The sequence below is a fragment of the Alistipes sp. genome, assembly GCF_020026455.1.
Classification (GTDB): Bacteria; Bacteroidota; Bacteroidia; order Bacteroidales; family Rikenellaceae; genus Alistipes.
On the sequence record NZ_JAHHQJ010000015.1, the window covers coordinates 29,786 to 45,187 of the forward strand.

A 15,402-nucleotide genomic window follows, 5' to 3' on the forward strand; every position below is an offset into this window, starting at 1 on the left:
ACCTATAACCTATGAAACGCAATTTTACCAAAATTACGGCGTTCTGTTTCATCGTGGCGGTCCTCTTCTCGGCGGGCTGCCTGTCGGATGATCTGGAACGAAGCGACAAGGGTCACGAATCCGGTTCCACGGAGCCGACGATTCCCGACAACAGTGTGATCGACGCGGATGTGTTCAGCGCCCTGAATCTCGATTACCCCGGTCTTGCCGCCGTGAAATCCCACTACGATTCGGGTCAGTATTACCTGGCGGCCCAGGCTCTGCTGGAGTATTACCGCGGGCGGACCGACGTGGTCAACGGCAATGTCAACCTGATAGCCCCTTCGATTTCGGCACAGGAGCAGGCGTGGGCCGACTATGCCCTTTCCAGGAACGAATACCGTTTCCATAATGGCACCTACACGGACGGCGACAAGCCCTATTCCTACCTGACGTCCGGCAAGATCGACTGGTCGAAGCGTGCTTCGGGCACTTGGGACGAGCGCAGCGGCCTGCACCGCCTTCAGTGGATGGTTCCGCAGGGCAAGGCCTACCGTACGTCGCTCGACGAGACCTACATCACCGAATGGGCGGCGGTCTACGAGGACTGGCTGAAGCACTTCCCCCGTCCGACGGGCGAGGTGGACTACGAGGCCGATCCGGCCACGCAGCCCGAGGAGTTGCGCGAGGCGCTCTACGCCTGGCGCCCGGCCGACGTGGCCTGCCGCGTCGAGGACCAGTGCGACCTGCTCTATTATTTCATGCAGTCGACCTCTTTCACGCCGCAGCTGCTTTCGAAATTCCTGGCCAATCTGGCCGAGCAGGCCGAGCATGTCAGGGCGCACTATTCCAAGGATAGCGCAACGAAGGCCGCCGAGGCCCATGCCGTGTTCCGTGCGGGAACGATCTTCCCCGAGATGAAGGATGCCGAAGCATGGGTCGAGAGCGGCTCGGGGTCGATGAACGAGGGCGTCGACGCCAGTGTATTCGAGGTGCTGAACCTCGATTACGGCGGCCTGACGAAGGTGAAGCGTGCCTACGATTCCGGCGACTACTATATGGCGTTGGAGGAGTTGATGAACTACTACCGTTCGCGCACCCACGGACTGAATCCCCATGTCGACCTTTCGAGCGTGACGCCCACGGCCAACGAGCAGCGCTGGGCCGATTATGCGCTTCGCGAGAACGGCTATCGTTTCTATGTGAACAACTATTTCGATTCCGCGGCCGGCGAAAATGTCCCTTATTCGTATAAGAGCAAGAGCGGCGAGGGCATCGACTGGACCTTCTGGCCGACGGGCGAGCAGGAGCAGCGCTACCAGCTGCACCGCCACCAGTGGATGGTTCCGCAGGCCAAGACCTACTGTTCGACGCAGGACGAGAAATATGTGCAGAACTGGATCGAGGTCTACGGCGACTGGATCCGCCAGAATCCCAAGCCCGAGCAGGGCACCGACGTGACCAACCACGCTTCGTGGCGTCCGCTCGACGTGGCGGCGCGCCTGATCGACCAGTGTGCCCTGCTGGAGTACTACCAGCAGTCGGAGTCCGTCACGGTCGCATGGCTGAGCGAGGTGCTGAAACACCTCGACGAGCATGCCAACCACATCATGAACAACTATTCGGAGGACTCCAACCACCGCATTACCCAGGCTCAGGCCGTGACCTTCGCCGGCATGCTCTTCCCCGAGCTGAAGGATGCCGCGGCGTGGAAGACGAGCGGCACGGGTGTCCTCGGCGGCGCGGTGACCTCGGAGTATTTTCCCGACGGCTGGCTGAAGGACGGCGACCTGCACTACCACATCTCGGGGATCGAGGATTTCCGGGTGTCGCTGGACGTGGCGCAGCGCAACGGCGAGGAGAGTCGTTTTTCGTCGGATTACGTGGCTTCGATGCGCAAGATGACCGACGTGGTGATGAACATGATCTATCCCGATTACACGGTGCCGAATATGGCCGACACGCGGCGTGCCACGTGGACCGCACGGGTGCTTCAGCGCAACCTGTCCAACTACTACAAGCTCTTCCCCGACAACGATCGGATGCTCTGGATGGCGACTGCCGGAGCCGAGGGCACGATGCCCGACACGAAGATCAAGACCTTCCCCGACGGCGGTTACTACGTGCTGCGCACGGGCTGGACGATGGACGACATGATGATGGTGCTGCAGAACACGCCGGACAACCCCAGCGGCGGCCACAACGGGGCGCAGTGGCACCGCCAGTACGACAACAATACGTTCGAACTGTGGATTAGGGGCCGCAATTTCTTCCCCGATTCGGGTTGCTTCTCCTACGGAGGCTCCTCGACGTCCAATGCCGACCGGCGCAAGTACGCGGCTTCGACGGCCCACAACACCCTTACGCTCGACAACAAGAACGTTTCGAGCGACGGCAAGATGCTCAAGCAGTTCTACAAGTCGGGTTCGGGCCATTCGTACCAGGCCCTGGTGCTGGAGAACCCCTCCTACGCGGGGCTGACGCACCGCCGCACGATCTTCCTGGTCGACGACAAGTTCTACGTGCTTCTCGACGAGGCCTACGGTTCGGCCGGGGGCACCGTCAACCTGAATTTCAACATCACCGAAGGGACCGAATCCCAGGTTGTCTACGATGCCGCGGAGTCCGGTTTTCATACGGCATTTGCCGACGGCAACAACCTGCTGGTCCGCACCAAGGCGAGCAAGGCGGGGCAGTTCGTCCCCGGACAAGGCTTCGTCTCCTACAACATCAACCAGACTTCGGCGCGCAAGGCCTACCAGCTGAACCTCGACAAGAGGGCCGACGAACCGGTCGTGCGTTACGCCACGGTGCTGCTGCCGACCTCCGACGCCACGGCCGAGACGATCACCATCACACTGGGCGACTGGTCGGTGAGCGGCGGTTCGGTCCGCGTGCAGATCGGGGATGTTTCCTATCCCGAGTTGTCCTATACCCTGTAACCTCAAAACCGCAATAACCTATGAAATACCTGTTTCGAAACCTGTGTTTCGCAGCGCTGACCGCCCTTTGCGCGGTTGTTCTCGCGGCCTGCGAAGACGACGATACCAAAAGCGGCGACCTGCAGCTTTTCTACCCGACGGTCGTGGACATCGGTCCTTCCATGAACTTCGTGTCGGGCACCCCGACCTACTACGGTCCTGCGCCGTCCGACTTCTCGATTGCGGGCGTCACGCTCGACGACCAGGCCTTCGCCACCGAGTGCTTCTCGATCGGTGCCGATACCGGCATGGTCACCATCTCGAATACCGAATCCCTTGTCCCCGGCACCTACAAATTGACCATCGCGTGCCAGGCCGGCGGCGGTGTCTTCCGCTTCAAGGATATCTTCGTGGTGCGGATGGTCCCGGCCACTCCCGAGGCGGTCGAGGTGAACACCCCGACGCTGGTGATCCCCTATGCCGAGCTGAAGAGCTCCAAGGCTTCGGTCCGGGTGGCTCCCGTGGGCGAGTCGGTGTCGATTCTCAACTATTCGCTCGTCCAGGCGAAGGGGGTCGAATATTTCACCATCTCCAAAAGCGGAGTCGTGACCTTCAACGCCGCTTTCAAGGGCGAAGTGATGCCGGGCCACTATCCGCTGCCTGTCAAGATCGAAACCTATGCGGGTTCGGCGACCTACGATAACCTGCTGACGGCAAGCATCACCAGCGAGCCGCTGGAGGTGCGCTATCCCTCTTCTTCGGGCCGCATGGAGTACAACAAGGCTTTCCAGGGTTCGACCCCCGTGCTGAAGGGCTCGCCCGACGAGGTCGTGTGGGCGATCAAGCAGGTGAACCCGGCCGAGGGTACGGCCCCAACCGATAAAATCAAGATCGATCCGGCTACGGGCGTCGTTTCGGTCGATGCCGACAGCGGGCTGCCCATAGATGCCTCCTATACGCTCGATCTGACGGTCCAAAACAGCTTCGGTACGACCGATTTCGAAGGAGCCTATACGCTGAACGTGATCAAGTTCATCGCTCCGATCGAATCCGATTCGTTCGGCTACGAGCCCGTTTCGGCTATTCAGGGCGGAGCGTTCAAAGCTCCCCGGAAGGCCGGGTTCGTCGGCGACGAGGTGACTTTCTCGCTGGGCGAGGTGCCCGCCGAGGTCCGGGGGCAGATCTCGGTCGATCGGGTGACGGGCGAGGTTTCGGCCGCCAAGGGACACTCGATCCCGAAGGGCGTGTATGCCATCCGCGTCAAGGCGTCCAACCTGAAGGGCGAGGCGGAGACCACCCTCACGCTGACCGTCAACGAGAATCCCTACTATTTCACGACGATCTCCTACGGCAACAACCTCGGCCTTGCTCCGGCCGAACGTTACGCCAGCCAGTTCCATTTCGCGTCGGGCAAGGATTTCACGCCGCTGACGCCGACAACCGATGCCAAACCGGGCACGAAACTTTCGTGGTCGATCCGCATCAAGCACCAGTGTTCGGGCACGCAGATCGATTCGGAGACGGGGGCCATCACACCGAGTGGCTTCAAGACCGGCAACGGCGGTCTGGTTCTGGTGACGGCTACGGCCGGCAAGGGTGAGGTCGGCGAGACGTCGGTCACGGTTCCCGTGTTCTTCTCGTTCCACGTCGCCGAGTCCGGAGTGACGGTTCGTTACAAACCGTTCGTCATGCAGGTCAACCCGCGGCGGGGAGGGGTTTCGGTTGTTCCGGAAATCAGCGGTGCGCCCAGTCTTTCGTTGTTCCTGATGGATTACCGCCGCACGTTCAACTACTACAATATCGGCGGTCCGGCCTCGCACAAGGACGGCACACCGGCCTCGGGTACCGACACTTTCCTGTATCAGATGTGGAAGTCCTACTATAACAGCATCGGCTCGGCGACGGTGGGCACCGGATCGAAAGACCCGATTTCCTACTACGTGAACGCGTCGCGTCTGGGCTCGGCGCTGGCCTATGTGGAACCTGCCGACAAGACGGTCGTCGTGAATGCCAACAAGTGGATCGACGCGAACAACGTTGCAGCCAACGGAGCGTTCTTCGCGCAGATGACCTTCGTCACGAACGGCAATTCGGGTAAGATCAACTCCGGTTCGCAGATCTTCCCCATCTGGATCTGGTTCGATGAGAAATTTTAAACCTAACTGAACATGAAACCTATGAAATACATGATAAACCGGGCTTTCGGGCTGAAAGGGGTGCTGACCCTTCTGGCCCTGATGCTGGCCTTCGCGGTGTCGGCCCAGAACAAGATAACGGGTAAGGTGGTCGATGAGAACGGCCAGCCGGCAATCGGAGCCAATGTCGTGGTCAAGGGCACGACGCAGGGAGTCTCGACCGACCTGAACGGAACGTTCACCATTCCGGTCCGCAAGGGCAGCGTGCTGGTCTTCTCCTACCTGGGCTATAAGCCCCAGGAGGTGACTGTCGCCTCGCAGACCCGGCTGGATATCAAGCTTGTTCCCGAAGCGAACGTCATGGACGAGGTGGTGGTCGTGGGCTACGGCGCCGTGAAGCGCGGCGACCTGACCGGATCGGTTGCTTCGGTCTCCGCAAAGGATGTGGAAGGCTTCAAGACGGGTTCGGTGATGGAGGCCCTCGGCGGCCAGATCGCCGGTGTGCAGATCACCGCTACGGACGGTACCCCGGGAGCCGGTTTCGACATCAAGGTGCGCGGAGTGGGTTCGGTCAACGGCGACACGTCGCCGCTCTACATCGTCGACGGCTTCCAGGTGGAGAACATCGACTACCTGTCCAATTCGGACATCGAGTCGATCGAGGTGCTCAAGGATGCCTCCTCGTCGGCCATCTACGGATCGCGTGCGGCCAACGGTGTGGTGATGGTGACGACCAAATCCGGCAAGGTGGGGCGTCCCGTCGTGACCTACAACGGCTCGGCCAGCTACCGCCAGATCTCCCAAACCCTCGACCTGCTTTCGCCCTACGAATTTGTGAAGCTGCAAACCGAGGCCTGGCCCGACAAGTTCGGCGAGACCTACTACAAGGCGGGAAACGATGACAAGGGCGTTCCCCACCGTTATCAGTCGATCGACGACTATATCGGCCTGGGAGGTATTGACTGGCAGAACGAAACGTTCCGTCCCACCTGGTCGCAGGACCACAACGTCTCGGTTTCGGGTGGCAACAACAAGACCAAATACGCCTTTTCGTTTGCCGACTTCCTCGAGAACGGTATCTTCCGGAACAGCGCCTTCAACAAGATCACGGGCAAGATGCGCGTGAACCATAAGATTTCGAAAGCCGTGTCGATCGACGCCTCGGTCAACTACGCCAATACGGACAAGCGCGGTGTGGGCACCTCGGGTGACAACGGGCGTTTCAACATGCTGGCGCAGATTTTGCGTGCACGTCCCACGGGCGGCCTCAGGATGACCGACGAGGAGCTGCTGGCCTCGTCGATCGACCCGCTGGAGCTCGAGACCTCGGAGTCGCTCTCTCAGGTGAATCCCATCAAGCAGGCCGAGTCGGTGATCAACACCACCAAGACCGAGATGTGGTCGGGCAACCTGGCGCTGACCGTCGATTTCGCCAAGGGCTGGACCTTCCGCACGGCCGGAACGTACAGCACCTCCAATGCCCGCAACTACATCTTCTATCAGGACGGTTCGAAGGAGGCCTACCGCAACGGCCAGACTCCCTACGGTTCGACCCGCATGACGCGCAATGTCCGCTGGACGAATTTCAACTACCTGACCTATAAGTACAAGCGTAATCGTGGCCATGCCTTCGACGTGATGCTCGGACAGGAGACAGCCTTCCAGGGATCGGAATACCTGCTGGCCGGAGCCACCGATTTCCCGTTCGACAACATCGCCAACGACAACCTCGGGCTGGGCGCTACGCCGACCACGGCGAATTCGAGCCGTTCGGACAAGCTGCTCATCTCGTTCTTCGCCCGTGCGAACTACAATTACCGCGATCGCTACCTCTTTACGGCTACGATCCGTGCCGACGGATCGACGGTCTTCAGCCAGAACAATAAGTGGGGTTATTTCCCGTCGTTTTCGGCTGCATGGCGCATCTCGGAGGAGAAGTTCATGAAGAAGCAGGATGTCATCTCCAACCTGAAGCTGCGTGCCGGCTGGGGTGTCGTGGGTAACGACCGCATCACCAACTACCTCTCGCTGGAGCTCTATGCGCAGGGCAAATACGGCTATGGCAACAACGTCATCACGGTCCTGTCGCCCAAGCAGCTGCCGGAGAACATCAAGTGGGAGGCCTCGCAGAGCACCAACGTCGGTATCGATCTGGGTCTGTTCCGCAACCGCCTGAATGTCACGGCCGATTTCTTCCTCAAGGACACGAAGGACCTGCTGATGGCAGCCAATCGCGCCTATGTCTCGGGCTTTGCGTCGCAATGGATGAATGTGGGCAAGATCCGCAACAAGGGTATTGAGCTGGCGATCAACTCGACGAACATCAGTTCGAAGAGCGGTTTCCGCTGGACGACCGATTTCAATATCTCGTTCGTCCGCAACGAACTGCGGGCGCTGGCCGGCGGAGCCCGGGAGATGATGACCACGGCGAACTGGAACCGCGACTACTCGGGTTACGACTATGCGGCCCGTGTCGGTCAGTCGCTGGGTCTGATCTACGGCTATGTTTTCGACGGCGTTTACCAGACTTCGGATTTCAACGTCAACGCCGCCACGGGAGAGTATGTCCTCAAGGAGGGCATCGCCGACATCACCGCCCACGCCGGAGTGGCCGTGAAGCCGGGTATGGTCAAGTATCGGGATGTCGATGGCGACGGCGTGATCACGACGACCGACCGTACGGTGATCGGCAACGGCACGCCCAAATGGTATGGCGGTATCACCAATACGCTGTCTTACAAGGGCGTTGACCTGAGCTTCATGTTCCAGTTCAACTACGGCAACGACGTCTACAACGCCACGCGCCTCTACGCATCGCAGACACAGGACCAGCGTTCCAACCTGATGGCCGAGGTTGCCGACCGCTGGACGCAGAGCCACGCTTCGAACCGTGTGCCGGCCTGGGACGGCTATGTCAAGAACGAGATCTACTCGCGCTTCATCGAGGACGGATCGTTTCTTCGACTGAAGAACCTGACCGTGGGCTATACCTTCCCGCAGCCGTGGACGCGCAAGTTCTACGTTTCGAAGCTGCGCCTGTATTTCACGGCCCAGAATCTCTTCGTGGTGACGGGCTATTCGGGCTATGACCCCGAGGTGAACATGCGTGCGTCGAATCCGATGACCCCTTCGCTCGACTGGGGCGCCTATCCGAAGAGCAAAGTCTATACGTTTGGTATTGATCTGACCTTCTAATACGATAAAAACCATGAAAAAGATATTATTATACTGTCTGCCGTTCTGCCTGCTGTTCGCCTCGTGCTCCGATCTGCTCGAAGAGGAATCCTATTCGGAGACCGGCAAGGGCAACTACCTGAACAATGCCAAGGAGGCCGAGACCGTCCTCCTGGGCGTCTACAAGAACCTGGCGGACGAGCATACCTATTCCTACCACCTGTCGTTGCTGTTCACAATCTCGACCGACATTGCCCAGTGCGAGGGTAACTCGACCTCCTCGTTCCGGGAGATCCCGACCAATTCCCACAATGCCTCGACCTCGCAGATCGCCCGCACGTGGGAGAAGCTCTATTCGGCCATCTACGATGCCAATGACTTCATCGAGACCGTTTCGGAGCGTATGGACGGCTGGAGCTCTTCGGACCGCGAACTGGCGACGATCTACCTGGGCGAGGCCCGTGCGCTGCGTGCGCTGTTCTATTTCGAACTGGTGCGCTGGTATGGCAACGTGGTGCTGATGACCTCGACAGCCGATTCGCGCAGGAAGGACGAGACCTTCGAGCAGGCCGCCCCCAAGGACGTCTACGCCTATATCGAGCAGGACCTGAACTATGCCGCCGAGGTGCTCCCGTGGGCCGTCGACGACACCCGGCGCACGTCCAACGCCTATCGTTTCTCGAAGGGCGCCGCGCTGGGCCTGCAGGCCAAGGTCTACTGTACGTGGGCCGGCTATCCCGTGCGCGACGAGTCGAAATGGGCCGAGGCCGCGAAGGTCGCCCGCCGCGTCGTGGAGTCGGGCAAACATCGCCTGATCAGCGACTACGCAACCGTCTGGAAGAACACCTGCAACGGGATCTGGGACGCGGGCGAGAGCCTGATCGAAGTGTCGTTCTTCTCGCCGACGGGCCTCGACAGCGACAACACGGCCGGACGTATCGGCAAATGGAACGGCGTGTTGGCCACCACGGTCGAGGGCGAGCGTGGCCGCAATGCCGCCAACTGGAAAGTGACCTATAACTTTACCCGCGAGTGGGAGAAGCTGAACGACCCCCGCATGGCGCTTTCGATCGCCGACTACAAGTACGATCACACGCAGGGCAGCGGCCCGATTCCTTATTTGGCGACCTCTTCGGGAGCGACGCTCTCCGAGGAGGACAAGAACCGCCGCCGCCAGCTGTTCACGCCGGGCAAATGGGACACCGAGAAGTATGTCGAGTCGGCGAACTACATCGTCAACAACGACAAGTCGAACGTCAACTGGTACATTCTGCGCTATTCGGATGTGCTGCTGCTCTTCGCCGAGGCGCTCAACGAGTCGGGCGGTTCGGTCGTCGACGCTGTCGATGCCGTGAATGCCGTGCGGCGCCGCGGTTTCGGCGATCAGAAACACGATCTCTCCTACGGTCTTTCGCGCGATGCCCTGCGCGAGGCGATCCGTAAGGAACGTGCCTACGAACTCTGTTTCGAGGGCCACCGCAAGCAGGACCTGATCCGCTGGGGAATCTACTACGACCGCATTCTGGAGACCGCCCAGGAGCTGGTCGACTGGTATCCCAACGCCAACTATGCCGTCTCCAGATACATCATCAAGGGCCGCCACGAGCTGCTGCCCATTCCGCAGCGCGACCTCGACATGATGCCCAAATGCCGGCAGAATCCGGGCTGGGGTCAGTGATCCGGGGCATGAGAACCTGAATTCGGCGGGAGTTACGATCGGTTGCGTAACTCCCGCCGAATCGTTTGCGGGCCGCCGTTGGGGCATTGGCATCTTGGCTTATGCCGCGGAGCACCCGCCCGGAATGTGCACCCACCCGGAATGTGCGCCCGCCCCGAATGTGTGCCCGCCCCGAATGTGTGCCCGCCCGGAATGTGCGTCTATCCGAAATGCTCGCCCCATCCGGAATCCGTACTCCCGTCAAAATCCGCACTTCCTGCAAAATCCTTGCTGATCGAGGGCGGCCCGATGCGGACATCGCTCAGGAACAAAACATCGCTCGGGAACAAACCGAAAAAAGGCGGGATCGCAATCCCGCCTCTTTTTGTCCGTTCCGCTTCGGATTAGCGCTGCCGCTGGGCATACCCGGCCAGGTTGTAGCTCACGGGTTCGGTGCTGTCGCCCACGCGGTAGATGCCGAATTTGAAGTAGTAGCCGTCCTCGTCGTTGCGGCCTATGAGTATCTGCTTGTTGTCGACCAGATGGTTTTTCCGGTTGTCGTGGGCCATCCATACGTCGAGGCGCCCCGGGCGCACGATCGTCTCGGCCTCGCCGCCATACTGCGTCCAGTCGATCTCCACGGTGAAGGTCACCCAACGCTCCTTCGGGAACTCGGCGAAGGGCATCCGCGCGGCGATGGTCGAGGCCTTGAACTCCGAGGTGACGGGCACCATCACTTCGGCTTGGCCCGCATGGGCGTTGCAGCGGTCGGTCTTGTCGGTGAACCAGCGGCGGTCGGAGTTGGCCTTGATGTAGAAATAGCCGTTTGCAAATCCGAACGCCAGCGGGGGATATCCGCCCTGCTCGACCTTCCATCCCGTCGGCTTGCCCGCTTTCCAGGCTTTTTCGCCCTTCCTGTTCACATATTCCACCCGCTCGTAGACCTTGTCCTTTTTGATGATGACGGTGTCCTGCATGGCGAGGAACTCCTCCGCCGGGAGCTTCATCACACGGCCGTCGGGCGCAGTCACCAGCGTCCGGTCGGGCATGCCGTGCCATTGGGCGAAGATCGTCGATACCTCGGGGCTCAGCTCCGCGGGAATCCAGACCGCAAACGTGTAGCTCCACGACGTAGCCTGCGGACAGATCCCCTTGCCGTGGTGGTAGACGGTCTTCATCCGCCGGGCATCGGCGTAGGCCTTGTCCGGAAGAGCTGCGAAATCGGCCGCCGTGGCATAACACCAGGAGAGTTCCGAACGCCCCTTGGTCTCGCCCGGGGCGTAGCCTGCGAGCGTGTTGTCGTTGCGGCCGAGGGTGAAGCGGTAGGAGGGTTTCCCGGCATACATGCGGCTGTGGTCGTGCCCCAGCGCCTCCTCCTTGCCGATCCCCACGGCGACCCACTCGTTGTCGATCACCTGACTCATCCGGGCCGAGTCAGCCTGAATGTTCACCCGCTCGGGCAGCGGCGTAAATCCGTTCGGGAGTTCTTTTCCCTGTGCGATGTCCGGCGTGCAGGCCAGCAGCAGCAGGACGGGATACATGATTCTCATCGTAGTCTTATTTGAGTTCATAGCCTAAGTCGTAGGTTTTGGTGCCCACGCGCACTGCAAATCGGAGCGTGTCGTCCGCGGGTGCCTTCTGCGGCACGATGGCGATCGATCCCTGAAAGGGCATCTCGTCGGGGGCGATCACCGTGACGAACAGCAGTTCATCGCCGGCGCTCTTCTGCGCCTCGACAGCATAGGCCGGGCGCTCCTCCTTCTTGCGGTAGGCGGTCGACACCCAACCCTCCTCCTCGCGGATCTGCACGGGGACCGTCGCCGAGGTCTTGATGCGGATGTTGTTTCCGTCGGCGAACAGCGTGCGCACGGTGCCGTCCCGGGAGTATTCGATCCGTCCCGGGCAGAGGTTGAAATGCACGCCGACATTCCCGGCGGCCGGACCCGACACCCGGTCGGCGATCACCAGCAGCCCCTCCCCGGTGAAGAACATCGCCCGGCGGTGGGTGAGCCCCTCGTAGGAGTGATTCTCGGTCACCAGCCTTGTCAGCTCGGGCGTCGTGTCCCACAGCAGGAGTTTTGATTCGGTTTTTTCGAGGTCGCGGTCGTCGAGGGTCACGGTGTTGTGCACGCGGGTCTGGCGGAACCAGTTGCGCTGGGCCAGCACGGCGCTGTCGCCACCGTAGACGTAGCTGCCCGAATCGGGGAAGAAGTTGCGTCCCCGACGCCAGTAGTCGAACGTTCCGTTGTCGGGCTGGTTGTGCCAGAATGCCGGGGGACCGGCCTTCACAACCGTGACGGTGGCCTCCTTGTCCCATCCCGTGCGCAGGACGTAGAATCCCGATGCCGGGAACTGCTGCGAGGAGTAGTTGGGGAGTGCACCCTTGCGGCCCTCCGAGGCGAACCACTGCAGCTGTTTGTCGTCGGGGAAGACCTTGCTCCAGCTGCGGAACTGCCGCAGGAGCGAAATCTTGTCGTGGCTCTTGGTGTCTCCGAACATCGGGTTGGAATAGTCGGGGAAGAGCAGATTCCAGGTGACGGTGGTCATCTTTCCGACCGTTTCGATGTAGCTTTGGGGGAATTCGTCCTCATAGCCGTTGGCGCGGGCCATGCCGAGAGCCTTGAGGAAGATGTCGATGGCGGCGATGTGGTAGCCGAAGTCCAGCTCGAACTGCATTCCGTCGGGATATACCTGCACGCCGATCTCGCGGTTGAGGATCTCGATGCCGCTGCAGCGCCACTGCGGCGCCTCGCGGAACTCGGGGAAATAGATGCCCGCGAAGAGCATTCGCTGGGCCTCGAACAGCAGGTGGTTGCCCTGCTTGGAGTAGTTGTTCAGGATGTGGTCGGCATGCTGCCGGTAGGTCCGCAGATAGAGGTTGAGGAACCGGGGCGTGAAGCGTGGCGAACGGATCGTCAGCGCGAATTCGGTCAGCAGGTCCTGAAGCCGCCGCCCGGCCTCCATCGGGCGCCATGCGAAGCGGCAATTCTCCCGTTCGGCGGCGATCTCGGCCTCCGAAGCTCCGGCGGCCTTCAGGCGTTCGACGCCGTCCAGCGGGTTTTTCCGCACCCAGTCGGTGTATTGGTCCATCCACGCGTCGATGTATTTGGCCTCGCCCGTGGTGTAGTAGCACTTGGCCAGCGGTATGAACCAGTAGTGTCGGTGCAGCTGCCAGCGCAGTTCGTTGTCCTTCACGGGCCAGTAGCGCCAGTCGATATCGTCGCCGTAGAAATACGAGGGCTGATAGCCCTTGTGTGCGTAGAATTTGTGCTCCAGGGCTTCGTCGGCCTGCTTCTGTTCGAGTTTGCTCACTTTGACGTTTTCCAGGTCGAGACCGAAGAGTTCCACTGGTTTGCGGGTGCGGAAATAGCGCAGTAGCTCCTTGTCCGCGGCGGCGATGTTGCCTTTGGCGACGGCTTTCTTCACCGCCTCCATCCCCGGTCGGTCGAGGTCCAGCAGTTCGTAAAGCGATTTTTCGTCGCCGAGGGCCGGAGAGGTCCCGGCGGCGGCCGCCGCACCGATCGTCAGCACGGCGCAAAGGGTCATCAGAATTCGTTTCATGACAGTTATTTTAGGTTGTATTTCGCTCCGTTGATTTTGACTTGCAGCCGGTCCCCGCGCCAGAGGGCCTCGACGCGCTGCGCCGCGGCATCCTCCGCCGGGAGCAGTACCGTCACCAGCCGCACGGGCTTCCCGGCCTGCTTCCGCACGGTGAAGGCATAGGCGGGCCGTTCCGTGCGCTGCCGGTAGGTCCGCGACACCCAGCCTTCGCGGCGTTCCATGCGCTCCGCGCCGAAAACCTGCAACAACAGGTTGTTGCCGTCGTCGAAGCGGGTCGCCGCGCTGCAGGCCGCCGTATCTTCCGCCGGATCGCCTTCCGGAAGGTTGTAGTGCAGACAAACCGTCCCTTCGGCCGCTCCCGACGCCTCGTCGGCGATGACGAAGAACCTCCGGTCGACGAACCACACCGTGCGGCGGTGGGTGAGGCCCTCGTAGGAGGGGTTCTCTACCGTCACGCAGTCCGTCCCCGTGCCCGTCTCCCAGCGCAGGCATTTCGAATCGGTGTGTTCGAGATTGCGGCCGTCGAGCGTCACGGTGTTGTGGACCTGCGTCTGGCGAAACCAGTTGCGCAGGTCGGTCACCTCCTTGTCGCCGGCATAGACGTAGCAGCCCGAGTCGGGGAAGAAATTGCGTCCCCGGTGCCAGAGTTCGAACGTGCCGTTGTCGGGCTGGCAGTGCCAGAATCCCTGCGGTCCGGCCTTGAGGACCATCACCGTGGCGTCGGGCTCCCAGCCGTTGCGCAGGACGTAGAATCCCGAGGTGCGCAGCGCCTGCGAGAGATGCCCGGGGGCTGCGCCCTGGCGGCCTTCGGTCGCTATCCAGCGGATCGCGGCATTGGCCGGGAACACCTCGGCCCATGCGCGGTAGCAGGGCATCAGCTCCTCCTTTTCCCGGAACCGGTTGTCGCTGAACAGCGGCGTTGTGTAGTCGGGGAACGAGCAGTCGATATAGGCGTCGATCATCCGTTCGACCGTGGCGAGGTATGCGGCCGGGAATTCGCCCCGGTGTCCGTTGGCATCCATCATCCGCAGGGCCTTGAAGAAGATGTCGATGGATTCGTGGTGGTAGTGCAGGTCCAGTTCATACTGCATGCCGTCGTCGTAGACCTGTTCGCCGATCTGGCGGTTGAGGATCCCGACGCCCGTTGCGCGCCAGCGTGCCGCGTCGCGGAATTCGGGGAAGAAGACCCCCGCGAAGATGAGCCGCTGGGCCTGGAACAGCAGGTGGTTGCCCTTGGCCGAGAAATGATGCGTGATGTGCTCCGCGTGACGGTGGTAGTTGTCCAGGAACTGCAGCAGGAAATCCCCGCTGAACGCCTCGGCAGGCAGGAAGTAGAGAAACTGGTGGATCTGAAACTCCAGCCGGTCGCTCACCTCCAGCGGTCTCCACGCGAAATAGACGTTTTCGGCCTGCGACCAGTTCCGGGCCTTCCCCTCGTCATACGCCGTGAGGGGGTTCTTGCGCATCCAGTCGAGGTATTCGGCACACCACTCCGCGGCGTAACGTTCGTCGCCCGAGAGACGGTAGGCTTTGCCCATCGGCACCCACCATTTCATGCGGTGCAGCTGCCAGCGCAGTTCGTTGTCCTTCACGGGCCAGTACTCCCAGTCGATGTCGTCGCCATAGAAATAGGAGGGCTGATATCCCTTGTGGACGAAGAAGCGGTGGTCCATCGCCTCGTCGGCCCAACGCTGTTCGTCGGGGGTGATCGTGATGTGGGCGAGGTCTACCTCGGGGCAGACGACGCCCGTGCGGTGGCGGTAGTAGTCGAGCAGGGCTTCGGCGGCGGCCGAGTCGTCGCCCGCGGCGTGCAGCGCGGCGACGCGCTCCAGTCCGGGGCGGGAGAGGTCCAGCAGGGCGAAGACCGTGGTGTCGGTCTGCGCCCGCAGCAGCGAGGGCCCGAAGGCCAGCAGCAGTGCGATAAGTAGTTTTGCAGGTTTCATAGCACAAAGATAGGATAAAGCGCGGCGACCTT

Annotated in this window: 7 protein-coding genes; 4 read left to right on the forward strand and 3 right to left on the reverse strand. The window is 61.2% G+C overall.

Annotation, left to right across the window (positions count from 1 at the left end; all coding sequences use genetic code 11):
* The first annotated feature begins 11 nt into the window (after window positions 1-11).
* From hepC (QZ460_RS08710) to QZ460_RS08725, 4 genes are read left to right on the forward strand one after another with little or no spacing between them, the layout of a single operon-like run.
* A complete protein-coding gene (gene hepC, locus QZ460_RS08710) occupies window positions 12-2,921 on the forward strand; it encodes a heparin-sulfate lyase HepC (RefSeq protein WP_290541188.1) in 2,910 nt (969 codons plus the stop codon).
* Between the two features lie 20 nt (window positions 2,922-2,941).
* A complete protein-coding gene (locus tag QZ460_RS08715; RefSeq protein WP_290541189.1) occupies window positions 2,942-5,056 on the forward strand; it encodes a surface glycan-binding family protein in 2,115 nt (704 codons plus the stop codon).
* Between the two features lie 21 nt (window positions 5,057-5,077).
* Complete coding sequence (locus tag QZ460_RS08720; RefSeq protein ID WP_290541214.1) at window positions 5,078-8,230, forward strand: TonB-dependent receptor; 3,153 nt, start codon at window positions 5,078-5,080, stop codon at window positions 8,228-8,230.
* A gap of 13 nt (window positions 8,231-8,243) precedes the next feature.
* Window positions 8,244-9,887: a RagB/SusD family nutrient uptake outer membrane protein gene (locus QZ460_RS08725; protein WP_290541190.1), complete on the forward strand. Its 1,644-nt coding sequence runs from the start codon at window positions 8,244-8,246 to the stop codon at window positions 9,885-9,887.
* 383 nt (window positions 9,888-10,270) lie between these two features.
* Here QZ460_RS08725 and QZ460_RS08730 read toward each other — a convergent pair whose 3' ends face one another.
* From QZ460_RS08730 to hepC (QZ460_RS08740), 3 genes are read right to left on the reverse strand one after another with little or no spacing between them, the layout of a single operon-like run.
* On the reverse strand, window positions 10,271-11,407 hold the full coding sequence (locus tag QZ460_RS08730; RefSeq protein WP_290541215.1) for a heparin lyase I family protein: 1,137 nt from the start codon (window positions 11,405-11,407) through the stop codon (window positions 10,271-10,273).
* Window positions 11,408-11,423: 16 nt separating this feature from the next.
* Window positions 11,424-13,427, reverse strand: a complete 2,004-nt coding sequence (locus QZ460_RS08735) for a heparinase II/III family protein (RefSeq protein WP_290541191.1) — start codon at window positions 13,425-13,427, stop codon at window positions 11,424-11,426.
* A 5-nt stretch (window positions 13,428-13,432) separates the two neighbouring features.
* Window positions 13,433-15,370, reverse strand: coding sequence for a heparin-sulfate lyase HepC (gene hepC, locus QZ460_RS08740; RefSeq protein WP_290541192.1), 1,938 nt, complete (start codon window positions 15,368-15,370; stop codon window positions 13,433-13,435).
* Window positions 15,371-15,402: the final 32 nt, after the last annotated feature.

Bases quoted from the DNA above. Each gene is read 5' to 3' on its own strand.
- hepC (WP_290541192.1), bottom strand. From the start codon at position 15,370: ATGAAACCTGCAAAACTACTTATCGCACTGCTGCTGGCCTTCGGGCCC.
- QZ460_RS08725 (WP_290541190.1), top strand. From the start codon at position 8,244: ATGAAAAAGATATTATTATACTGTCTGCCGTTCTGCCTGCTGTTCGCC.
- QZ460_RS08720 (WP_290541214.1), top strand. From the start codon at position 5,078: ATGAAATACATGATAAACCGGGCTTTCGGGCTGAAAGGGGTGCTGACC.
- hepC (WP_290541188.1), top strand. From the start codon at position 12: ATGAAACGCAATTTTACCAAAATTACGGCGTTCTGTTTCATCGTGGCG.
- QZ460_RS08735 (WP_290541191.1), bottom strand. From the start codon at position 13,427: ATGAAACGAATTCTGATGACCCTTTGCGCCGTGCTGACGATCGGTGCG.
- QZ460_RS08730 (WP_290541215.1), bottom strand. From the start codon at position 11,407: ATGTATCCCGTCCTGCTGCTGCTGGCCTGCACGCCGGACATCGCACAG.
- QZ460_RS08715 (WP_290541189.1), top strand. From the start codon at position 2,942: ATGAAATACCTGTTTCGAAACCTGTGTTTCGCAGCGCTGACCGCCCTT.